Raw genomic sequence first — 21189 nt, 5'->3', positions numbered from 1 at the left:
CAGCACCGCTGGCTAGGATCGCGCCATATGAGCACCCCATCGTCGTCGCGCTCACTCGCCGTCACCGCGGCCGCGTTGTTCGCTCTCGGCATCACCGCGTGCTCCTCCGGCGAAACGCCCACCCGACCGACCGGCCAGGTGTCGGTGCCGACCACCGTCACCGCGGTGCCGACACCCACGCTCAGCACCTCCGCCGCTGCCGGCAGCGTCACCAGCGGGGACGGGTCGTTCTCGGTGGTGGCACCCACCGGCTGGCGCAAGTTCGCCGGCAAGGGGTCGACCCTGGCGATCAAGGCGCCGGCCCCACAGAACGCGGTGACGACCAACTTCACGGTCGTCGTCCAGGCACCCGAGCCGGTCCCGGCCCTCGACGACGTGGTGTCGCAGGCCGAGATCGCGTGGCGTCAGCAGGGCGTTCACATCGTCGACAAGCCGGACCGCACGATCGGCGGCCTACCGGCAAGTGGCTACACCTTCACCCGGACCGCGCAGGGTGCGAAGTTCACCCAGACCCAGTTCTTCGTCGTCTACCGCGAGCACGTCTACTCGCTCACCATGACCAGCGCCGCGACCGCGAAGGCGTCCGCGGGCGCCGACCAGGCACTCGACGCGATCCTGTCGACCTGGGCGTGGGGCGGGAGCTGACGGGCGTGCTGCCGGGCGCCCCGCACGCGTGCGACGATGGCCTGTGTGAGTGAGAAGCAGCAGAAGTCGCAGTCCCGCAGCCAACCGTCGCCGGAGGCCTTCCGGTCCTTCATCGCCACCGGGTGGGCGCCCCGCGGCACCGATTGCCCGGCCCGCGCGGAGGTCGCGGACTTCGCCGCGAAGCGTCGCGCTGCGGTGTCGGACGCGTTCCCCGGCGAGCGGCTCGTCATACCTGCCGGCGGTCTGAAGGTCCGCAGCAACGACACCGACTACATCTTCCGTCCGCACTCGGCGTTCGCGCACCTCACCGGCCTGGGCGCCGACCGCGAACCGGACGCCGTGCTCGTACTGGAGCCGCGTGACGGCGGCGGGCACGACGCGGTGCTGTTCTTCCGGCCGCTCGCGGGCCGGGACACCGAGGAGTTCTTCGCCGATGCGCGGTACGGCGAGTTCTGGGTCGGGCGCCGCCCGACCATCGAGGACGTCGAGGCGGAGCTGGGCCTCAGCGCCCGGCACATCGACGAGTTCGCCGACGCGGTCGCCAAGGACGCCGGTGAGATCGGCGTGCGCGTCGTACGCGACGCCGACGGCGAGGTGACGGCGGCGGTCGAGAAGGCGCGGGCCAGCGAGGCGGAGGCCGAGGGATCCGTCGAGCAGCGGGCCGAGGCCGACGAGGAGCTCGCGCGCTTCCTGTCGACACTGCGGCTGGTCAAGGACCATTTCGAGATCGAGCAGATGCGGCAGGCCATCGCGGCCACGGCGGAGGGCTTCGAGGCGATCATCGCCGAGCTGGCGGAAGCGGTGCGCCGCGGCCGGGGCGAGCGCTGGCTCGAGGGTTCGTTCGGCCTGCGCGCGCGTCATCGCGGCAATGGTGTCGGTTACGAATCCATCTGTGCCGCAGGGGATCACGCCAACACGCTGCACTGGATCAAGAACACCGGCGACGTCCAGGAGGAGGACCTGGTGCTGGTCGATGCCGGTGTCGAGGTCGATTCGCTCTACACCGCCGACATCACCCGCACACTGCCGGTCGACGGGACGTATGACGAAGCGCAGCGCAAGGTCTACGAGGCGGTGTATGCCGCCCAGCAGGCCGGCATCGCCGCCGTGCAGCCCGGCAACAAGTTCTCCGACATCCACGCGGCAGCCATCCGGGTCATCGCGGAGCACCTGTTCGAGTGGGGACTGCTGCCCGACGGTGTCGACGTCGAGGCGACACTCGACAAGGAGACGGGGCAGTTCCACCGCCGGTGGATGGTGCACGGCACCAGCCACCACCTCGGCATCGACGTGCACGACTGCGCCCTCGCGCTGCGCGAGGACTACATGGACGCCGAGCTCGAGCCCGGCATGATCCTGACGGTCGAGCCGGGTCTGTACTTCAAGGCCGACGACGAACTCGTGCCGCAGGAGTTGCGCGGGACCGGTGTCCGCATCGAGGACGACGTGCTCGTCACCGAGACCGGCCACGAGGTGCTGTCGTCCGACATCCCGAGCGAACTCGCCGACGTCGAGGCGTGGATCGCACGGGTGCGCGGCGGCGCATCCGCCTGACACGTGATCGGCGGGTGCCGACGCTCCCCGTTCGCGTCGGCACCCGCCGTTCGTCCCCCCGGTCTCCGGCCCCCCGAGGCCGGAGGCGAGTCCCCCGCCGTCCTGATACCTGATAGACGCCACCGCTCCCGATTCCGTTGCGACGGATCTGCAGTCGTGTCCGTTTCGTTATCAGCGGCGGTTCAGTACACGTAGACCTGACGGTGGTTGACCATCACGCCGGTGGCGATCAGGTGGTTCTGCGCCGCCACCGACAAGCGGCAGCACCCGTGCGACGCGTTGTAGGTGGGGACGCTGGTGGCGCCGTGCACCGCGATGCCGCCGTTGAAGTAGTACGGCTTGTAGAGGTCGCCCAGCGCGCCGTGCTGCCAGCCGTTCGCGTGGCTGTAGACGGAGAACTTCCCGCTCGGGGTGCGCCCGTCATACCAGCGGCCCCAGGCGTAGAACGGCTTGTTGGCACCGGTGCTGGTGTTGAGCGTGTAGCGCACGCTCGAACCCCAGACGACCAGCAGCAGCTGTCGCGACTTGTCGATCTCGATGCGGTGGCCGGCGCCGTACCGGGGTGAGCGGCGCGTGTTGGACGCGACCTTGCCCCAGGTGATCGGGCCGACGATGCCGTCCCGCGCCAGACCCCACGCCTTCTGCAGAGCGAAGACCGCCTGTTGCGTCTGCGCGCCGAAGATGCCGTCGGCCGCGCCACACCAGTAGCTCACCGCGTTGAGCCGTTTCTGCAGGTAGGTGACGTTGGCTCCGCGGCTGCCGTACTTGATCGTGGCGCGCGTGGCCGCCTCCGCCCTGCCGGTGCCCACGAAGCCGAGAGCACCCACCAGACCGACTGCCGCTGTGCCGCCGAGCAGTTGCCGACGACCGATCGCTGTATCCATCTGTCCATCCCCCGATGTCCCTGCGGGCCGCCCGGTGAACGGTCCGCGAATTTTTCTCCAGTCGAAGCGCTTCAGTGGCCACTGCCACCCCCCGCGCTTGCTGGGTATGACGTACAACGCTTCCAAACGGTTGTCCGGTTGTCCAGGAAAATTTCCGGCTCCGGGCGCGACCGGCCGGTCGGTGTCCCGGTGCGGGCACGAGCGAAGAACTTCCTTGGGGTGTGACTAGAGTCGGGACCGTGACTGAGGTGACGACCGCATTGGCCAAGTCGAAGGTCGCGTGGCTGCTCGTGCCACCGGACCTGCGGGTGCCGTGCTGGTACGCCGGGGTCGGTGAGACGGCATACGTCGTGACCGGCGAGGACGAGCAGCCGATCCCTCCCCTGCCGGCCGAGCTGCGGATCATGCTGCGCGACAAGGAAACTCGCGCCGCGGTCGGTCCGGTGCCGGCAAGGGCCGAACGCGTCTGGCCCGACTCGGACGAGTGGGGCCCCGCCACGGCGGCGCTGCTCGCGACGCGCCAGAGCACTCCTGCGGGTGACCGCGCGGCCTTCTGGGCGGAGCACGGCGTCGTCTGGGCGATTCGAGTCACCCCACAAGGTTCTGCGCCGCTGCGCTCCCCCGATACGTCGCGGGCACCCCGATCGACACGACCCCGTGCCGAGGGTCTGCCCGAGCACCACGCCGATCCGGAGGAACCGGAACCGACCACACCTGACTAACCTTTCGCAGGTGAGCAGCCGAGTCTTCGTCGCCCGGATCGCCGGACTGACCGTGCTGGACCCCCTCGGGGACCGCGTGGGACGGGTCCGGGACGTCGTCATGACCTTCGGCGGCTCCGAACCCAGAGCGATCGGTCTGGTCATCGAGGTGCCCGGGAAACGGCGGGTCTTCGTGCCGATGACCCGGGTGACGAGCGTCGACGCCGGTGCGGTCATCACGACCGGCCTGGTCAACATGCGCCGCTTCGAGCAACGTGCTGGCGAAACCCTCGTGCTCGCAGAGCTTTTCGATCGCCGGGTGCAGGTCCGCGAGGCCGGCGAGGAGTTCACCGGCCTGGTCGAGGACATCGCGATCGAGCAGAACCTGCGGCGCGACTGGGTGCTGGTCAAGGTGTTCGTCCGGCAGGTCGACGGCATCTCGTCGGCGTCGAAGGCGATGTCGCGTCTCACCCGCCGGCGCAGCGGCAAGACCCGCCTGGTCGACGCCCGCGACGTCACCGGGCTGCACCAGCAGGCCGGCGCCCAGAGCGCCGAGCGGCTGCTCGAGGAGTATGACGACCTGCGCGTCGCGGACCTCGCCGAGGTGATCCACGACCTGTCCCCGAAACGCCGCGCCGAAGTGGCCGCCGCGATGGACGACAACAAACTGGCCGACGTGCTGGAGGAGCTGCCCGAGGACGACCAGGTCGAGGTCCTCGCCGGGCTGGACACCGAGCGCGCCGCCGACGTCCTCGAGGCGATGGAGCCGGACGACGCGGCGGACCTGCTGTCCAACCTGCCCTCGGAGCAGGCCGAGCAGCTGTTGCAGTTGATGGAGCCGGACGAGGCCGCGCCGCTGCGCCGGTTGCTGACGTACGACGAGAACACCGCCGGTGGCCTGATGACGACCGAGCCGGTGGTGCTCGGGCCGGAGGCGACGATCGCCGAGGCGCTGGCGGTGGTGCGCCGGGAGGAGCTGGCGCCCGCACTGGCCTCCGCGGTCTTCGTCAGCCGGCCGCCGCTGGAGACGCCGACCGGCCGGTTCATCGGCCTGGTGCACACCCAGAAGCTGCTGCGCGAGCCCCCGCAGACCGCGGTCGGGACGATCGTCGACAAGACCATCGAGCCGGTCGGTGTCGAGGCACCCCTGGGTGAGGTGACGCGTCAGCTCGCGACATACAACCTGGTGAGCATGCCCGTCGTCGACGATGCGGGACGGCTGCTCGGCGCGGTCACCGTCGATGACGTGCTCGACCACATCCTGCCCGACGACTGGCGCGAGGCCCGCCACGACGTGCGACCGTCCGACGCACCCGCGACCGACGAGGAGGTCGTCTGATGGCCGACCGCGACGAGGAGCGTCGCGAGCGCCGGGAGGGACGCCGTCGCCAGGAGTCCGCGCGCCTGGACCAACCGCGCGAGGCGGTCCGCAGTTGGCTGCCGCGACCCAGTCTCGACTCGGACACGTTCGGCCGGTTCGCCGAGGACTTCGCCCGCTTCATGGGCACCGCGCAGTTCCTGGTCTGGATGACGGTCTTCGTCATCCTGTGGATCCTGTTCAACCTGGTCGGGCTGTTCGGGCTGAAGTGGGACCCCTACCCGTTCATCCTGCTGAACCTCTTCTTCTCCACCCAGGCGTCGTATGCCGCGCCGCTGATCCTGCTCGCCCAGAACCGCCAGGACGACCGCGACCGGGTCACTCTCGAGGCCGACCGGGCGCGCGACGAGCGCAACCTCGCGGACACCGAGTTCCTCACCCGTGAGGTCGCGTCGCTGCGGCTGGCGATGCGGGACACCGCGACCCGCGACTTCGTCCGCTCCGAACTGCGCTCGCTGCTGGACGAGATGGAGGAGCGCGGCTACCTGCGATCGGCGGATCCCGCCGACGACCCGGACGACGAGGCGGCTCCGGCGTAACCCCGGTCCCTGCCCGCCGACCGTCGGCACTTCGGGACGCGTTTCCGGGCCAAACCCGTCCCTTTCCCGCGACCGTCGGCACTTCGGGACGCCAGTCCACTCCATACCCCGTCCCCACCCGCCGACCGTCGGCACTTCGGGACACGTTTCCCGCCATACCCCGTCCCTTTCCCGCGACCGTCGGCACTTCGGGACGGTGCAGCTCGTCGTGACGGCGTGCGAGTGCGGGTTCGTACGACCCGGGGAGGCGGAGTTCCGACCTACCACCGGGTGATCTGCACCACGGACCTACCATGGGAGACATGCCCACCCCCTCGTTGGACGCCATTCGCGCTGCACTGGCAACTGTGCAGGACCCTGAGATCCACCGGCCGATCACCGAACTCAACATGGTCGAGTCGGTCGACGTCGCCGACGACGGCAAAGTCACCGTCACCGTGCTGCTCACCATCTCCGGCTGTCCGATGAAATCCCGGCTGCAGACGGATGTGACCGCGGCGGTCAGCAAGGTTGAGGGAGTCACCGCCGTCGACGTGCGGCTCGGCGTCATGTCCGACGAGCAGCGCACCGCGCTGAAGGAGCAGCTGCGCGGCGGCCAGGCCGAGCGGGAGATCCCGTTCGCCAAGCCCGGCTCGCTGACCCGTGTCTACGCGGTCGCGTCCGGCAAGGGCGGCGTCGGCAAATCGTCGGTGACCGTGAATCTGGCTGCAGCGCTTGCGGATTCGGGCTTGCGCGTTGGAGTCGTCGACGCCGACATCTACGGCTTCTCGGTGCCCCGCATGCTGGGCGTGGAGAACCGCCCGACCCAGGTCGACGACATGATCCTGCCGCCGGAGAGCAGGGACGTGAAGGTCATCTCGATCGGCATGTTCGTGCCCGGCAACCAGCCGGTCGTATGGCGTGGCCCAATGTTGCACCGTGCACTGCAGCAGTTCCTGGCCGACGTCTTCTGGGGCGACCTCGACGTGCTGCTGCTGGACCTGCCGCCCGGCACCGGAGACATCGCCATCTCGGTCGCGCAGCTGATCCCGACCGCGGAGATCCTGGTCGTCACGACCCCGCAGCAGGCCGCCGCCGAGGTGGCCGAGCGGGCCGGCGCGATCTCACTGCAGACCAAGCAGCGGGTCGCCGGCGTCATCGAGAACATGTCCTGGATGGAACTGCCGGACGGCACCCGCCAGGAGATCTTCGGCAGCGGCGGCGGGCGACAGGTCGCCGAGTCGCTGACCCGGTCGATCGGCGCACCCGTCGAACTGCTCGGTCAGATCCCGCTCGACATGTCGTTGCGCGAGGGCTCGGACGAAGGAACCCCGGTCGTGCTCGGCCACCCCGACTCCCCGGCAGCCGTCGCGCTGCGCGGCATCGCCAAGGGCCTGGGAACCCGCTCGCGGGGGCTGGCCGGCCGGTCGCTCGGCCTCACTCCGACAGGCCGCTGAGCGTACGTCGCCCCAGTGGGGACTCCGGTACGGTGTCTGGCGCGAAACCCGGTCATACCTCTCCCCAGTGGCGACTCCGACACGGTCGCGGGCGACATACCCGTACACAGGTCACCCCAGTGGCGACTCCGGCACGCTCCGAAGCCGCGAAGCCGCCCCACCCGTACACAGGTCACCCCAGTGGGGACTCCGGTACGGTGTCTGGCGCGAAACCCGGTCATACCTCTCCCCAGTGGCGACTCCGGCACACCCCGAAGCCGCGAAGCCGCCCCACCCGTACACAACTCGCCCCAGTGGGGACTCCGGCACGGTCGCGGGCGACATACCCGTACACAGGTCACCCCAGTGGCGACTCCGGCACGCTCCGGAGCCGCGAAACCGGCCCACCCGTACACAGGTCACCCCAGTGGGGACTCCGGCACGGTCACAGGCGCGAAACCCGGTCATACCTCTCCCCAGTGGCGACTCCGGCACACCCCGAAGCCGCGAAGCCGCCCCACCCGTACACAACTCGCCCCAGTGGGGACTCCGGCACGGTCGCGGGCGACATACCCGTACACAGGTCACCCCAGTGGCGACTCCGGCACACCCCCGGGCAACCGCCGCTCAGGTCGGACCCGCGCTCAGGTCGCGTCGGCGTCGAAGGGCGTCGCGCGGTCGGGGTCGAACCTGTTCGGGTCGTATGACGCCGCGCCGATGACCGGGGACGCCTCGGCCGGAGCCTCGTCGTCCTCCTCCGCGTCCGGGTCGGGCTCGGGGTCGAACAGCGCGTCGCGCACGATCTTGCGCGGGTCGTACTGCCGGGGGTCGTACGCCCGCCAGTTGATGTCCTCGAACTCCGGACCCATCTGGTCCTTCAGCTGCGACTTGGCGCCCTCGGCCATGTCCCGCGCCTGCCGGATGTAGGTGCGCAGTTTGCTGACGTACTCCGGCAGCCGTTCGGGACCGATCAGGGCAGCGGCGAGCACCAGGAGGATCACGAGCTCCCACCCGCTGATGCCAAACATGTCGCGTCGGTACCTTTCCCGCTGAAGCCACGGCCGCACGATTGTCGCACCCGCGCATGCACGCGGTGGCAGCGGTCACCGACCGGGCCGTTCGACCCGCGGATCAGGGGGTGGGGTTCGCCGCCACCTGCACGAACATCGGCACGGTCTCGCGCGTCGACCCGCCGGAGGTTTCCCTCTTCTTGGCGGTCTCGGACACCTGCGGCGTGGACACGTCGCGCACGAGCGCCGCCTGACCGGGCGCCTGTCTGCTGGGCGACTGCGGTCCCTGCGCCACCCCTGACGCGGTCGATGCGACGAGCGCGACGCCGACACAGCCGGCGACCGCGAACAGTGCGAACGCCATCGACTTGCGCGCCGACTGGTACTGCGGGGGTGCGCTGCAGGTGACCACTGCGGGCGCCGGGCGGTCGAGGTCCTTCGACAGCTGCGACGACGCGCCGAGCGGCGCACCCGACTCCGAGGAGGCGAGCGACAGCAGGCCGGCCATCAACTGCTCGTGGCCGCCGGAGTCGAAGCTGACCGACCGCAGTTGGGCGATGATCGCGCGCTCCTGCTGCACCGCGTAGCGGCAGTGTTCGCAGACGGTCAGGTGCAGGTCGGCGCGGTACTCGTCGTCCGCGTCGAGCATGCCGTCGACATACTCGCCGACGCGGTCACCCAGATGCTCGTGTTCGGCGCGCGCGAAATCGCGCGAGAAGAGCATCACTGCGCGGCTCCCGCCGGTCGCAGGGTCGGTATGCCGACCCGGCTGCGCGCAGCGGGGCGGTTCTCGGGCGCGCGGTGCGCCAGCGCCTCCCGCAGCTGCGCCCGTCCGCGGTGGATCCGGGACCGCACGGTGCCGAGCTTGATGCCGAGCGTCGCGGCGATCTCCTCGTAGGACAGGCCCTCGATGTCGCACAGCACGACGGCGGCGCGGAAGTCCGGTGCGAGCGCGTCGAGCGCCCGCTGGATGTCGTCGTCGAAGTGGGCGTCGGCATACAACTGCTCGGGACTGCCCTCGCGGCTGGGCAGCCGCGCGGCGGCGTCGTCGGCCAGTGCGTCGAAGCGGATGCGCTGCTTGCGGCGCATCTTGTCCAGGAAGACGTTGGTGGTGATGCGGTGCAGCCAGCCCTCGAAGGTGCCGGGGCGGTAGGAGTGCAGCGAGCGGAAGACACGCACGAAGACGTCGTGCGTCAGGTCCTCGGCGTCGTGGACATTGCCGGTCAGCCGGTAGGCCAGGCGGTAGACACGCGCCGAGTGCTCGGTGACGATCTCCTCCCAGGTCGGTGGCTCCCACCCCGGTGGCGCCACATCGGGCACCTCGGTCTTCACTGCGCCCCGCAGCAGTTGGTCGGTCATTGCATCCATCCCGTAGTCGGTCGAGCGATCCCATTGTGTCGCACGTCCCTATGAGCCTGCTGTGTCGCCGATGTCGGTGACACACCAACCCGCTCCCCCAGCACAACGAACGACACCCCCGGATCGTTACCCGCCGGTCAGGTCTGTTTTGGTCGGTTCGGCGCGACGGCTCACAAAGCACTAGGTTCGGTGGTATGTCAACACAGCGAGCGGCCAGCTGGGGGTATGCCGGAGACTTCGTGCCCGAGCCGGAAGTCATCGAACGCGCCCGCGTGCGCGGCGAGCAGTTCGGTGCGGTCCCGGTCGGCCCCGGCACCGGACCGGCCCTGCGGCTGCTCGCCGCGGCCTGCCGCGCCCGGTCCGCCGTCGAGGTCGGCACCGGCGCGGGCTCGTCGGGCCTGTGGCTGCTGCTGGGTATGCCGGACGACGGCGTCCTCACCACCATCGACATCAAGGCCGAGCACCAGAACGCCGCGCGCAAGGCGTATGCCGAGGCCGGCATACCCGCGGCACGCACGCGCCTGATCACCGGCGACGCCCTGCAGGTCATGGGCCGCCTCACCGACGGCGGCTACGACCTGGTGTTCGTGGACGGCCACAAACCGGACTACCCGGCCTACGTCGACGCCGCCGGGCGACTGTTGCGCGCCGGTGGGCTGCTGCTGATGGACAACATGCTCTGGCACGACAAGGTGGCCGATCCGGCCGTACGCGACGAGACGACGGTCCTGCTGCGTGATCTGGGCAAACAACTGCGCGACGACCCCGACTGGACGACCACCCTGCTGCCTGTCGGGGACGGACTGCTCGCCGCGGTCAAGGTCTGACGGGGACGCGAAGCGGCCGCCCACCGAACGTCGGTGGGCGGCCGCTTCGTTGCTCACGGAGCCGAACGTCAGCCGATGCAGCCCTTGATGGCCGCGCCGAGGGCCTCGGCCTCTTCGGCGTTCATCTCGACGACCAGGCGGCCACCACCCTCGAGCGGCATACGCAGAAGGATGCTGCGGCCTTCCTTGGTGACCTCGAGAGGGCCGTCTCCGGTCCTCGGCTTCATTGCCGCCATGGGCTTCCCCTTCCGTCCGCGCGGCTCAAATCTTCGGGCGCACCACTGCCACGCGGTGATTTCGGCGCCGGCTTCCCGGCGGGTGCGACCAACAGTCCGAAGCATTATTTCAGTTGTTGTCGCGCGGAGGGAAATCCTGCCACTGTGGACGCACTGTGCGGTCGCGCCCGGCGAAGCCGCAGCCGCGCCCACGGCTACCCTGCTGTCCTGTGCCCCGGCATACCGGCGGGCACCTCGACGCACCTCCCGACCACCGACCAGGAGACCGCATGACCGAGTCGTCCGCCCCCGCTCCCGTCGTCACCGAGAAGGCGGACGGCGTCGCCGTCGTGCGGCTCAACCGGCCGGATGCGATGAACGCGCTGGATCTGGCGACCAAGGAGGCCCTGCTCGCCGACCTCCAGGAGGTGGCCGAAGACGACACGGTCCGGTGCGTCGTGCTCACCGGCACCGGACGTGCCTTCTGCGTGGGGCAGGACCTCAAGGAGCACGTCGGCCTGCTCGCCGAGGGCGCGGAGCGGCTGTTCACCACCGTGCCCGATCACTACAACCCGATCGTCACGCTGCTGTCGACGATGGACAAGCCGGTGATCGCGGCGGTCAACGGTGTCGCGGCCGGTGCGGGTGCGGCGTTCGCATTCGCGGCCGACCTGCGGATCCTGCACGAGTCGGCCGGGTTCAACCTGGCATTCACCGGCATCGCCCTGTCCAGCGACTCGGGTTCGTCGTTCTGGCTGCCGCGGCTGGTCGGGGTCGCCAAGGCCAAGGAACTGCTGTTGATGCCGCGCACGGTCAAGGCCGACGAGGCGCTGTCGCTGGGGCTGGCGACCCAGGTCGTGCCCGCCGACGACTACGAGGGCACCGTGCACGAACTGGCGGCGCGGCTGGCGGCCGGCCCCACCAAGGCGTATGGCGCCATCCGGCGCGCCGTGGAGTTCTCGGCCACGCACACGCTCGCCGAGTCGCTGGCGCACGAGGGTGACCTGATGAACCTCACCGGCGGCACCCGGGACCACAAGGCGGCCGTCGACGCGTTCCTCGCCAAGGAGAAGCCGGTCTTCGAGGGCCGCTGACCGCGCAGCGCCTCAGAACTTCACCTGGGCGCCCATGATGACGGTGCGCTCCTCCGGCAGCCGGTAGTAGTCGGTGGGGTTCGCCGCGTTGTGCGCCATCGCCAGGAACAGCCGCTTGCGCCAGGTAGGCATGACTGGCGCCGTCCCGCGGTGCAGGGTGATCCGCGACAGGAAGTAGTACGCCGCCTCAGGATCGACATCGACCCCGCGGTCGCGCGCAAGCCGCAATGCTGCCGGTACGTCCTGGTCGTCCTGGAAGCCGAAGTGCAGCCGGACCCGGGTGATGCGGTCGGACTCGCGACCGATCGCCTCGAGCTCCACCCGGCCCCTGCCCCTGATGTGCGGCACGTTGTGCGAGATCGCCGAGACGATGACAACATGCTCGTGCAGGACGTGATTGACGGCGGCGTTCTCGCGCAGCGCCAGCGGCACGGTGGGCAGGTCGGGGTGGAGGAACACGGCAGTCCCCGGCACCCGGGTCGGCTCGTGTTGGTCCAGCCAGTCGACGAACTGGCCCAGCGAGCCCTCCTTCGCGGTCCGGTGCTCCGTCACGACTCGACCACCCTTGCGCCAGGTGATCATGCACGTCGCCACCGCGACTGCGATGAGGATCGGCAGCCAGCCGCCGTGCACGATCTTGGTCAGATTTGCGGCGAAGTAGATGATCTCGAGGATTCCGAACAACAACCCGACCAAGATCAGTCGGCGCCGGGACCAGTGCCAGGCCGAGTCGGCATACAGCAGGAAGAGGGTCGTGGTGAGCAGGAAGGTCCCGGTCACCGCCAGCCCGTATGCCGTGGCGAGCCGCGCGGAGGACCGGAAGGACAGCAGGAGCACCATCACCCCGGCGAACAGGATCCAGTTGACCGCCGGCAGGTAGATCTGGCCTCCTTCGCTCTGTGACGTGTGCCGGACGGTCAGCCGCGGCAGATAACCGAGCCGCTCCGCTTGTCGCGACACCGAATAGGCGCCGGAGATGACCGCCTGAGAAGCGATGACCGTGGCCGCGGTCGCGAGCACCACGAGCGGCCACTGCATCCAGGACGGCGCCAGGAGGAAGAACGGATTGCGCACCGCTGTCGGCCTCCGCAGGATCAGCGCCGCCTGGCCCAGATAGTTCAGCGTCAGGCACGGAAAGACCAGCGCGAACCACGACCTGCGGATAGGTGCCTTGCCGAAATGACCCATGTCGGCATACAGCGCCTCGGCACCGGTGATCGACAGCACCACCGCACCCATGGCGATGAAGGCCACGAACGGGCGATCGAAGAGGAAGGCGAGTGCGTAGGTCGGTGAAAGACCTTTGATGACACCCGGATCCGGAATGATCTTGGCCAGCCCCAACACCCCGATGACCAGGAACCACAGGATCATCACCGGCCCGAAGAAGCGACCGACGATCGCCGTTCCGAACCGCTGCACCAGGAACAGCGCTGTGATGATGACGGCGCCGAGCGGGACGACCCATTCAGCAAGACCGGGCGCCGGCACCTCGAGGCCCTCGATCGCCGACATGACCGAGATCGCCGGCGTGATGACGCTGTCACCGTAGAAGAGCGACGCGCCGAGCACGCCCAGCAGCATCACCAGACCGAACCGCCGACCACCCGGCCGCACGTGCCGGCGGACGAGGGCAGCCAGTGCCATGATGCCGCCCTCGCCGTCGTTGTCTGCGCGCAGGATCAGGCTGACGTACTTGATGCTGACGACGACGGTGACCGACCAGAAGACCAGCGAGACCACGCCGTACACATCACCGGGCGTCGTGCGCACCGTGTTGTGGTCGATCGAGAAAACCGTCTGCAGCGAGTAGAGCGGGCTGGTGCCGATGTCGCCGAAGACCACGCCCATTGCGCCGACCGCCAGCGTCCAGAAGCCTGCACGACGCCCCTGGTGGGCTCGGCGTTCAGAGAACAAGCCGGTACCCCTGCCCGGAGTCGGTGAGCAGATACCGCGGCCGCGCAGGTGTCGGCTCCAGCTTCCGGCGCAAACCCGCGACATAGACCCGAAGGTAGTTGGTGTCGCTCTCGTACCCGGGACCCCAAACCTGACGGAGCAGCTCCCGCTGGGGCACCAAGTGGCCCGGCTGTACGGCGAGGACCTCGAGCAGATGCCATTCGGTCGGGGTCAGCCGGACGGCAACCCCACCCTTGCTTGCGATGCGCTCGGAGAAGTCGAGAGAGAAGTGCTCGGTGATGACCGGCTCCGGATGCGCACTCGCACCCGTCCGGCGCCGGATGGCGCGTAGTCGCGCCAGCAGTTCGTCGATGCCGAAGGGCTTGGTTACATAGTCGTCGGCACCTCCGTCCAGCGCCTCCACCTTGTCGTCACCGCCGTGCCGCGCGGACAGGACGATGATCGGCAGCTCGCTGATCTGTCGCACCCGCCGGATGACCTCGACCCCGTCCAGGTCCGGCAGGCCCAGATCGAGCACCATCACATCCGGCTCGTCCTCGGCAACACACTGCACCGCGGTGCGGCCGTCGAAGGCATGCTCCACCTCGTAATCCCGCGCGCGCAGATTGATGCTGAGTGTTCGCACCAGGGCGGGCTCGTCGTCAACTACCAGCACTCTGGTCATCACGCCCCTCGCGTCATAGCGCTTTGTCCGGCGACGGGCAGCCGCACGCACATGGTGAGGCCGCCGCCGGGTGTGTCCTCGGCCTCCAGCGTGCCGTCCATGGCCTCGGTGAGCCCTTTCGACACGGCGAGCCCGAGGCCGACACCGTCGCCGCGGTGACCGTCGCCGTACCGCTGGAACGGCGCGAAAATACCGGTCCGCTCCGACTCCGGCACGCCGGGGCCCCGGTCCATGACGCGCAACTCGACCCAGCGGCCCAGGCGTTCGGCGGTGAGCACGACCTCCTGGCGGCCGGGAGAGTAGCGCAGGGCGTTCTCCAACAAGTTCGCCAGCACCCGCTCCACCAGGCCGGCGTCGGCCAGGACGCTGATCTGCGGGTCTGGCAGCCACGGGTGGACCCGGTCCGGAGCACTGAGGGTGCGCAACGTTGCCGCCACCATGTCGGCAACCAGCACGTCGTCTGTGCGGGCGGTGATGTTGCCCGACTGGATCCGCGACATGTCGAGCAGGTTCTCGATCAGATCGTCCAACCGATCCGTAGCATCCTCAACGGTTTCCAGCAGTTCACGCTGATCTTCGGCGGACAGCTCTATATCCGTGCTGCGTAGGCTGGACACTCCAGCCTTGATCGCGGCCAGGGGCGTGCGCAAGTCATGGGAGACGGCGGCGAGCAGTGCCGCCCGCGAGCGGTTGTCCTTCGCCAGTCCGGCAGCGGCCGCGGCCTGGAGTGCGAGTTCGTTGCGATGGAGGATCGCTGCTGCCACGCTCGCGTATGCCTCCATCAGCCGCTGCCGGCCGGCGTCCACGACATCGCCTTCGAGCACCAATTGGTGCTCGTCGTCGACACGAACGCGGCTCAGCCGGGCGTCCAGGTCGGCCAGCGGGACGGTACCGCTGAGAACCACGATCTGTCCGGGCACCCCTGTGTGGGTGGTGCGAACGATCGCCGCACCGTCGGTGGCGAAGATGTCACGTGCCTGCGCCAGCAACTCCGGCAACGGGTCCTTGACGGCGAGCAGCGAGTGCGTGAGTTCCGCCAACACGCGGGAGTCGTATTCAGCGGCAACCGATTGCGCCGCACGTCGGGCGGACAGATGCACGACGGACGCGACCGAGGCGGCGACGATCACGAAGACGAGCAGGGCCACGGCGTTCTGCGGATGATTGATCGTGAGTGTGCCGGTCGGTGGCGCGAAGAACCAGTTGAGCGACAGGCTTGCCAGCACCGCCGTGACCAGCGCCGGCCAGATGCCACCGACGATGGCGGTCGCGACGGTGAACGCGAGATAGATCAGGACCTCAAGAGGCAACGCATGCGACGAACCGGTGACGTCGAGGATCGCCGTGAGCAGCGCCAGGCCGACCGTGGCGAGCAACCAGCCAGCGATTTCACGACCACGTCCGATCTCGCCCCAGCTGACCGCCGGTCGCCGGCCACTGTGTGCCAGCTCGTGAGTGACCATCAGCACGTCGATGTCGCCGGAACCGTCGACGACGGTGTCGCCGACACCACGGCCGGCGATCCGCTGCCACCGTGTCCGGCGGCTCGCGCCGATGATGATCTGGGACGCATTTACCCCACGAGCGAACTCCAGGATCGCCCCTCCGACGTCCGAGCCGGTGACGGTGTGCATCGTTCCGCCTAACTCGGTCACCAATTGCCTTGTTGCGGCGGCGGATTCGACCCTCACATCGCGCAGACCCGTGTCCGCGACGACCTGCACGGCATAGAACTCTCCCCCAGCACCTCGGCCGGCGATGCGGGCGCCGCGGCGCAGCAAGGTCTCCTGCTCCGGACCGCCGGTGAGCGCGACGACGACCCGCTCGCGGACCGGCCAGATCGACTCGATGTCGTGGTCATCGCGGTAGCGGGCAAGCACCTCGTCCACCCGATCGGCGGTCCAGAGGAGCGCGAGCTCTCGCAATGCCGAGAGATTGCCAGCACGGAAGTAGTTGGCCAGCGCGGCATCGACCCGCTCCGCGGGATAGACGTGTCCGTGGGCGAGGCGGCGGCGAAGCGCTTCTGGCGTCATGTCGACCAGCTCGATCTGGTCGGCGGCGCGGACCACAGCGTCCGGTACGGTTTCCTGCTGCCGGACACCGGTGATCTGCGAGACCGCGTCGTTCAGGGACTCCAGGTGTTGCACATTGACAGTCGACAGCACATCGATGCCGGCCTCCAGCAGTTGCTCCATGTCCTCCCAACGACGCTCGTGCGGACCGCCGATCGTGCGGTGCGCGAGCTCGTCAACGAGCACAACATCCGGCCGCCGCCGCAGGACCGCCTCGACGTCGAGCTCGTTCAACGTGGTGCCACCATGCTGGATCTCCCGTGGTGGAACGATTTCCAGACCTTCGAGCTGCTCGGCGGTGTAAGCGCGGTCATGGGTTTCGACGATGCCGACGACGACATCGGTGCCGCGTTGCTGCCGGCGATGAGCTTCCTGGAGCATCTTCACGGTCTTGCCCACACCGGGTGAAGCCCCCAGGTAGATGCGAAGTCGGCCACGCGTCATACGTCGATTGTCCATCGTTCGTCACTGTCCGCTGGCCAGGCGCTGCAGCGAGAGATTTAGCTGCAGCACGTTCACTTTCGGTGCGCCGAGGAACCCGGCAGCGCGTCCGGTGGTGGCGTCCCCGATCAGTCTGCGGACCTGCGCGACCGACACCCCGCGAGCCTTCGCGACCCGTGGTGCCTGCAACCGGGCGTATGCCGGGGAGATGTCCGGGTTCAGGCCGCTCGCGCTCATGGTGAGCGCGTCCGGTGTTGTGCCACCCAGCGGCGACAGCGCCTTCTCGCGAGCAATGACCGTTGCCTCTTGCCGCTTGTCGTCCGCCGCCAGGTTGGAGCCGGCGCTGGAGTTGCCCGCGTAGTCCGTGGCCGAGGCACGACCGTGGAACCATTGCCGGCCGGTGAACTGCTGGCCGATCAATGACGAGCCGATCACCTTGCCATTACTGCGGATCAGTGATCCGGTCGCCTGGTCGTGGAATGCGATGCGGCCGACACCCCAGACCGCTGCGGGGTAGAGCACGCCCAGCAGCACGGTGAGGACGAGGAAGATGCGCACCGCCGCCAGCGACTGCCGGCCGATGGTGAGTGAGGCGGTTGCCATGTGAGATCACATCCCGGGGAGTAGCGAAATGATGAGGTCGATGAGCTTGATCCCGATGAACGGTGCGATCACGCCACCGACGCCATAGATCAGGATGTTGCGCGCGAGGAGCTGATCGGCTCGCAACGGCCGGTACCGAACGCCTTTGAGCGACAGCGGAATCAGCGCGACGACGATCAGGGCGTTGAAAATGACCGCAGACAGGATTGCGGAGTCAGGCGAGTGCAGCCCCATGATGTTGAGGTCCGACAGGCCGGGATAGTTCGCCACGAACATTGCGGGGATGATCGCGAAGTACTTGGCCAGGTCGTTGGCGATCGAGAACGTCGTGAGCGCGCCGCGGGTAATCAACAGTTGCTTGCCGATCGCGACGATGTCGATCAGCTTGGTGGGATTCGAGTCGAGGTCAACCATGTTGCCGGCCTCTTTCGCGGCCGACGTGCCGGTGTTCATGGCGACACCGACGTCCGCCTGGGCCAGCGCCGGCGCGTCATTGGTGCCGTCGCCGGTCATGGCGACCAGCCGGCCGCCTTCCTGCTCACTCTTGATCAGCCGCATCTTGTCCTCGGGAGTCGCCTCCGCCAGGAAGTCGTCGACTCCGGCCTCGTCGGCGATCGCCCTGGCCGTCAGCGGGTTGTCGCCGGTGATCATCACGGTCCGGATGCCCATCCGGCGTAACTGCGCGAACCTGTCGACCATCCCGGGCTTGATGACGTCCTTCAGGTGGATCACACCGATCGCGTCCATCGCGGCTCCGGCTGCGCCGGCGGCGACCACCAGCGGCGTGCCTCCCGCCGCGGAGATGCGGTCCGCGGCGGCCATCGCCTCGTCGGCGCCGGAACCTCCCGACTCCCGCACCACGCGGCACACCGAGCTGGCCGCGCCCTTGCGCAGCTGCGTGCCGTCGGCCAGATCCAGGCCGCTCATCCTGGTCTGTGCCGTGAAAGGTACGACGACCACTTCCGATGGCAAATCCATGGTCATACCAATGCGGTCCGCGGTCCACGCGACGATGGAGCGACCCTCCGGTGTTTCGTCGGACAGTGATGACAGGTGCGCCACGCAATGCACCTCGGCAGCGTCGTGGCCGCCAAGCACGACGATGTCGGACGCCTGCCGGTTGCCGAGCGTGATCGTGCCGGTCTTGTCGAGCAGGAGGGTCGACACGTCACCGGCGGCCTCGACGGCGCGTCCGGACATCGCGAGCACATTGTGCTGGACCAGCCGGTCCATGCCGGCGATGCCGATCGCCGACAGCAGCGCGCCGATCGTCGTCGGGATGAGGCACACGAGCAGTGCGACGAGGACCAGGACACTCGGTCTGTGCCCGGCCCAGCCGGCGAACGCCGGAATGGTGCTGACCGCGAGCAGGAAGATGATCGTCAGCACCGTGAGGAGGATGCCGAGGGCGATCTCGTTCGGCGTCTTCTGCCGCTCGGCGCCTTCGACCAGCGCGATCATCCGGTCGATGAACGTCTCGCCGGGCTTCGCGGTGATCTGCACGACGATCCGGTCCGACAGCACGGTGGTGCCGCCGGTGACCGCGCACCGGTCGCCGCCCGCCTCCCGGACGACGGGCGCGGACTCGCCGGTAATCGCTGATTCGTCGACCGTGGCAATGCCTTCCACGATGTCTCCGTCACCGGGAATGAGCTGACTGGCCTCCACCACGACCCGGTCACCGAGCCGCAACTCCGCGGCCGCGATCTGCTCCTCGCCGGAGCCGGTCAGTCGCCGGGCTGTGGCAGTAGCGCGGGTATTGCGCAGTGTGTCCGCCTGCGCCTTCCCCCGCCCCTCGGCGACGGACTCGGCGAGATTGGCGAACAGGATGGTGGCCCAGAGCCAGATCGCGACGAGCCAGGAGAACCAGGAAGAGTGCAGCGCCGCCAGCACGGTCGTGAGAACGGCGCTGACCCATACCACGAAGATCACCGGCTGACGCCACACGTGCCGCGGATCGAGCTTGGCCAGCGCGCTGGGCAGGGCGGTGCCCGCTTGTCGACACAAGGCAGCGGTTGCCCGACCAGGAGTCCTCGATTTTTCGGGTCGTGTTGCGGGCGAAGTGGATCGAGTCGTCACGACAAAGCCTCTGCGAGCGGCCCGAGCGCGAGTACGGGTAGGAAGGTGAGGCCGGTGACCAGCAGGGCGACGCCGACCATCAATGCTCCGAAGAGCGGGGTGTGCGTCGGCATCGTGCCGTCCGTGGCCGGCCGACGGCGTTGTGCCGCGAACGAGCCGGCCAGGGCGAGCACGGCCAGCATCGGCAGGAACCGGCCGAGCAGCATGCACGCGCCGAGTGTGAGGTTGAGATACGGCTGGTCGGCGCTCAGCCCGCCGAAGGCGGAGCCGTTGTTGTTCGAGGCGGACGCGTAGGCGTAGAGGATCTCGGTCAGCCCGTGCGGCCCGGTCGCGAATATGGCGCCCGTCGCGCTCTTCACCGCCAGCGCCGTCGCGGTACCCAGCAGCACCAGGGCCGGAGTGGTGACCGAGTAGAGCGCGGCATACGTGATCTCCTTGCGCCCCACCTGTTTGCCGAGGATCTCGGGTGTGCGGCCGACCATCAGGCCGGCGATGAAGACCGCGAGGACGGCGACCACGAGTGCGCCGTACAGCCCGGAACCGACGCCGCCGGGCGTGATCTCGCCGAGCAGCATGTTGATCAGTGCGCCACCGCCGCCGATCGGGCTGAATGACTCGTGCCACGAGTTGACGGCACCGGTCGATGTCGCGGTCGTGGAGTTGGCGAACAGCGACGACGCCCAGACCCCGAAGCGGACTTCCTTGCCCTCCATGGCACCGGTCGGGGCAGTGGACGCCGCCTGCTCGGCCCAGGTGATGACGACGAGCATCGCCGCCCAGAGGAAGGCCATGAAACCGAGCACGGCAAGGCCCTGGCGCTTGTCGCCGACCAGCCGGCCGTAGGTGCGAGGGAGTGAGAACGGGATCACCAGGATGAGCAGGATCTCGATGAAGTTGGTGAAGCCGTTGGGGTTCTCGAAGGGGTGCGCGGAGTTGGCGTTGAAGTAGCCGCCGCCGTTCGTGCCGAGTTCCTTGATCGCTTCCTGGCTCGCGACCAGTCCGCTCTCGATCGTCTGGTGGCCGCCTGTGATCGTGTCGATGACCTGCGGCGCTGCGAGGTCCTGGATCACGCCTCCGGCCAGCAGGACGAGGGCACCGAGGAACGCGATCGGCAGCAGGATGCGCACCGTGGCACGGGTCAGGTCGACCCAGAAGTTGCCGACCACGCCGGTCTTGTGCGCGACCAGACCCCGGACGAGGGCGACCGCGATGGCGATGCCGACGGCCGCGGAGACGAAGTTCTGGACGGCCAGCCCGAGCGCCTGCAGCAGGGCGCTCGCGCCCGCCTCGCCGGCGTAGCTCTGCCAGTTGGTGTTGGTGACGAAGGAGATCGCGGTGTTGATCGCCGTGTGCCAGTCCATGGACGCGCCACGGTCCAGCGGGAGCCGCCCCTGCCAGGTGCACAGCGCCCACAGCACCACGATGCTCACGCCCGAGAAGGCCAGCACCGACACGGCATACCGCGACCAGCGTTGCTGCGACTTGGGATCGACGCCGCTGGCCCGATAGAAGGCACGCTCGATCGCCAGGTCCTTGTCGCTGCTGAACACGCGCGCCATGTAGTCACCGAGCGGTACGTGCACGACGGCGAGCACTGCCACGAGGAGGGCGATGGTCAACAGCCCACTTGCCTGCTCGCTCATCAGAACTTGTCCGGGTGGACGAGTGCGTAGACGAGGTACGCGAGCAACGCCGCGGCGATGACACCCGCAACGACATATTCAGTCATGTCTCCAGCGAACCCGTGCCGGACCGGTCAGGTCGGGGTCTTGACGCGGTCTTAACGCTTCCT

At 68.7% G+C, this 21189-nt stretch carries 20 protein-coding genes; 8 read left to right on the top strand and 12 right to left on the bottom strand.

Going from position 1 to position 21189, the window contains the following annotated elements:
- Positions 1-27 precede the first annotated feature (27 nt).
- Positions 28-645, top strand: a complete 618-nt coding sequence (locus FHU39_RS22180) for a hypothetical protein (RefSeq protein ID WP_183322905.1) — start codon at positions 28-30, stop codon at positions 643-645.
- Between the two features lie 45 nt (positions 646-690).
- Complete coding sequence (locus tag FHU39_RS22175; RefSeq protein WP_183322904.1) at positions 691-2199, top strand: aminopeptidase P N-terminal domain-containing protein; 1509 nt, start codon at positions 691-693, stop codon at positions 2197-2199.
- Positions 2200-2381: 182 nt separating this feature from the next.
- On the opposite strand, the gene FHU39_RS22170 is transcribed toward FHU39_RS22175, so the two are convergent.
- Positions 2382-3083, bottom strand: coding sequence for a L,D-transpeptidase family protein (locus FHU39_RS22170; protein ID WP_183322903.1), 702 nt, complete (start codon positions 3081-3083; stop codon positions 2382-2384).
- Positions 3084-3322: 239 nt separating this feature from the next.
- On the opposite strand from FHU39_RS22170, the gene FHU39_RS22165 reads away from it, so the two are divergent.
- From FHU39_RS22165 to FHU39_RS22150, 4 genes are all read left to right on the top strand, one after another.
- On the top strand, positions 3323-3805 hold the full coding sequence (locus FHU39_RS22165; RefSeq protein WP_183322902.1) for a hypothetical protein: 483 nt from the start codon (positions 3323-3325) through the stop codon (positions 3803-3805).
- Positions 3806-3815: 10 nt separating this feature from the next.
- On the top strand, positions 3816-5123 hold the full coding sequence (locus tag FHU39_RS22160) for a magnesium transporter MgtE N-terminal domain-containing protein (RefSeq protein ID WP_183322901.1): 1308 nt from the start codon (positions 3816-3818) through the stop codon (positions 5121-5123).
- Positions 5123-5701, top strand: coding sequence for a DUF1003 domain-containing protein (locus FHU39_RS22155; RefSeq protein ID WP_183322900.1), 579 nt, complete (start codon positions 5123-5125; stop codon positions 5699-5701). Before FHU39_RS22160 ends, FHU39_RS22155 begins: the two co-directional genes overlap by 1 nt.
- A gap of 302 nt (positions 5702-6003) precedes the next feature.
- Positions 6004-7137 (top strand): Mrp/NBP35 family ATP-binding protein, encoded by a 1134-nt coding sequence (locus FHU39_RS22150; protein WP_183322899.1) that lies wholly within the window; start codon positions 6004-6006, stop codon positions 7135-7137.
- Between the two features lie 623 nt (positions 7138-7760).
- Here the strand turns inward: FHU39_RS22150 and FHU39_RS22145 are convergent.
- The 3 genes from FHU39_RS22145 to sigE all read right to left on the bottom strand — a co-directional run bounded on the left by FHU39_RS22145 (position 7761) and on the right by sigE (position 9485).
- Complete coding sequence (locus FHU39_RS22145; protein WP_183322898.1) at positions 7761-8144, bottom strand: twin-arginine translocase TatA/TatE family subunit; 384 nt, start codon at positions 8142-8144, stop codon at positions 7761-7763.
- 103 nt (positions 8145-8247) lie between these two features.
- On the bottom strand, positions 8248-8853 hold the full coding sequence (locus FHU39_RS22140) for a zf-HC2 domain-containing protein (RefSeq protein ID WP_183322897.1): 606 nt from the start codon (positions 8851-8853) through the stop codon (positions 8248-8250).
- A complete protein-coding gene (sigE, locus tag FHU39_RS22135) occupies positions 8850-9485 on the bottom strand; it encodes an RNA polymerase sigma factor SigE (protein WP_246336829.1) in 636 nt (211 codons plus the stop codon). The genes FHU39_RS22140 and sigE overlap by 4 nt, the downstream gene beginning before the upstream one ends.
- Positions 9486-9679: 194 nt before the next feature.
- On the opposite strand from sigE, the gene FHU39_RS22130 reads away from it, so the two are divergent.
- Positions 9680-10312 (top strand): O-methyltransferase, encoded by a 633-nt coding sequence (locus tag FHU39_RS22130; RefSeq protein ID WP_183322896.1) that lies wholly within the window; start codon positions 9680-9682, stop codon positions 10310-10312.
- Between the two features lie 68 nt (positions 10313-10380).
- Here the strand turns inward: FHU39_RS22130 and FHU39_RS22125 are convergent, their stop codons facing one another.
- On the bottom strand, positions 10381-10548 hold the full coding sequence (locus FHU39_RS22125) for a DUF3117 domain-containing protein (RefSeq protein WP_183322895.1): 168 nt from the start codon (positions 10546-10548) through the stop codon (positions 10381-10383).
- A gap of 269 nt (positions 10549-10817) precedes the next feature.
- Here FHU39_RS22125 and FHU39_RS22120 point away from each other — a divergent pair, with 269 nt between their 5' ends.
- The gene (locus FHU39_RS22120; RefSeq protein ID WP_183322894.1) at positions 10818-11621 is read left to right on the top strand and encodes an enoyl-CoA hydratase/isomerase family protein; all 804 of its coding nucleotides are present in this window, start codon (positions 10818-10820) and stop codon (positions 11619-11621) included.
- Positions 11622-11633: 12 nt separating this feature from the next.
- On the opposite strand, the gene FHU39_RS22115 is transcribed toward FHU39_RS22120, so the two are convergent.
- The 7 genes from FHU39_RS22115 to kdpF all read right to left on the bottom strand — a co-directional run bounded on the left by FHU39_RS22115 (position 11634) and on the right by kdpF (position 21126).
- The gene (locus tag FHU39_RS22115) at positions 11634-13538 is read right to left on the bottom strand and encodes a potassium transporter Kup (protein ID WP_246336828.1); all 1905 of its coding nucleotides are present in this window, start codon (positions 13536-13538) and stop codon (positions 11634-11636) included.
- A complete protein-coding gene (locus FHU39_RS22110; protein WP_183322892.1) occupies positions 13528-14202 on the bottom strand; it encodes a response regulator in 675 nt (224 codons plus the stop codon). The genes FHU39_RS22115 and FHU39_RS22110 overlap by 11 nt, the downstream gene beginning before the upstream one ends.
- A complete protein-coding gene (locus FHU39_RS22105; protein WP_246336851.1) occupies positions 14202-16655 on the bottom strand; it encodes an ATP-binding protein in 2454 nt (817 codons plus the stop codon). Before FHU39_RS22105 ends, FHU39_RS22110 begins: the two co-directional genes overlap by 1 nt.
- A gap of 84 nt (positions 16656-16739) precedes the next feature.
- Positions 16740-17318 (bottom strand): potassium-transporting ATPase subunit KdpC, encoded by a 579-nt coding sequence (gene kdpC, locus FHU39_RS22100; protein ID WP_183322890.1) that lies wholly within the window; start codon positions 17316-17318, stop codon positions 16740-16742.
- 6 nt (positions 17319-17324) lie between these two features.
- Positions 17325-19397 (bottom strand): potassium-transporting ATPase subunit KdpB, encoded by a 2073-nt coding sequence (kdpB, locus tag FHU39_RS22095; protein ID WP_183322889.1) that lies wholly within the window; start codon positions 19395-19397, stop codon positions 17325-17327.
- Positions 19394-21040: a potassium-transporting ATPase subunit KdpA gene (gene kdpA, locus FHU39_RS22090; RefSeq protein WP_183322888.1), complete on the bottom strand. Its 1647-nt coding sequence runs from the start codon at positions 21038-21040 to the stop codon at positions 19394-19396. Before kdpA ends, kdpB begins: the two co-directional genes overlap by 4 nt.
- Entirely contained in the window at positions 21040-21126 is an 87-nt protein-coding gene (gene kdpF, locus FHU39_RS25275; RefSeq protein WP_183322961.1) for a K(+)-transporting ATPase subunit F, read from the bottom strand. Before kdpF ends, kdpA begins: the two co-directional genes overlap by 1 nt.
- Positions 21127-21189: the final 63 nt, after the last annotated feature.

Source organism: Flexivirga oryzae (assembly GCF_014190805.1).
Taxonomy (GTDB): Bacteria; Actinomycetota; Actinomycetes; order Actinomycetales; family Dermatophilaceae; genus Flexivirga; species Flexivirga oryzae.
This window is presented reverse-complemented; position numbering and strand designations above follow the sequence as displayed.

Excerpts from the sequence above, each read along its gene's own strand:
- FHU39_RS22180 (WP_183322905.1), top strand. The coding sequence starts at position 28 with ATGAGCACCCCATCGTCGTCGCGCTCACTCGCCGTCACCGCGGCCGCG.
- FHU39_RS22170 (WP_183322903.1), bottom strand. The coding sequence starts at position 3,083 with ATGGATACAGCGATCGGTCGTCGGCAACTGCTCGGCGGCACAGCGGCA.
- FHU39_RS22155 (WP_183322900.1), top strand. The coding sequence starts at position 5,123 with ATGGCCGACCGCGACGAGGAGCGTCGCGAGCGCCGGGAGGGACGCCGT.
- FHU39_RS22150 (WP_183322899.1), top strand. The coding sequence starts at position 6,004 with ATGCCCACCCCCTCGTTGGACGCCATTCGCGCTGCACTGGCAACTGTG.
- FHU39_RS22145 (WP_183322898.1), bottom strand. The coding sequence starts at position 8,144 with ATGTTTGGCATCAGCGGGTGGGAGCTCGTGATCCTCCTGGTGCTCGCC.
- sigE (WP_246336829.1), bottom strand. The coding sequence starts at position 9,485 with ATGACCGACCAACTGCTGCGGGGCGCAGTGAAGACCGAGGTGCCCGAT.
- FHU39_RS22130 (WP_183322896.1), top strand. The coding sequence starts at position 9,680 with ATGTCAACACAGCGAGCGGCCAGCTGGGGGTATGCCGGAGACTTCGTG.
- FHU39_RS22125 (WP_183322895.1), bottom strand. The coding sequence starts at position 10,548 with ATGGCGGCAATGAAGCCGAGGACCGGAGACGGCCCTCTCGAGGTCACC.
- FHU39_RS22120 (WP_183322894.1), top strand. The coding sequence starts at position 10,818 with ATGACCGAGTCGTCCGCCCCCGCTCCCGTCGTCACCGAGAAGGCGGAC.
- FHU39_RS22110 (WP_183322892.1), bottom strand. The coding sequence starts at position 14,202 with ATGACCAGAGTGCTGGTAGTTGACGACGAGCCCGCCCTGGTGCGAACA.
- FHU39_RS22105 (WP_246336851.1), bottom strand. The coding sequence starts at position 16,655 with ATGCTCCAGGAAGCTCATCGCCGGCAGCAACGCGGCACCGATGTCGTC.
- kdpC (WP_183322890.1), bottom strand. The coding sequence starts at position 17,318 with ATGGCAACCGCCTCACTCACCATCGGCCGGCAGTCGCTGGCGGCGGTG.
- kdpA (WP_183322888.1), bottom strand. The coding sequence starts at position 21,040 with ATGAGCGAGCAGGCAAGTGGGCTGTTGACCATCGCCCTCCTCGTGGCA.
- kdpF (WP_183322961.1), bottom strand. The coding sequence starts at position 21,126 with ATGACTGAATATGTCGTTGCGGGTGTCATCGCCGCGGCGTTGCTCGCG.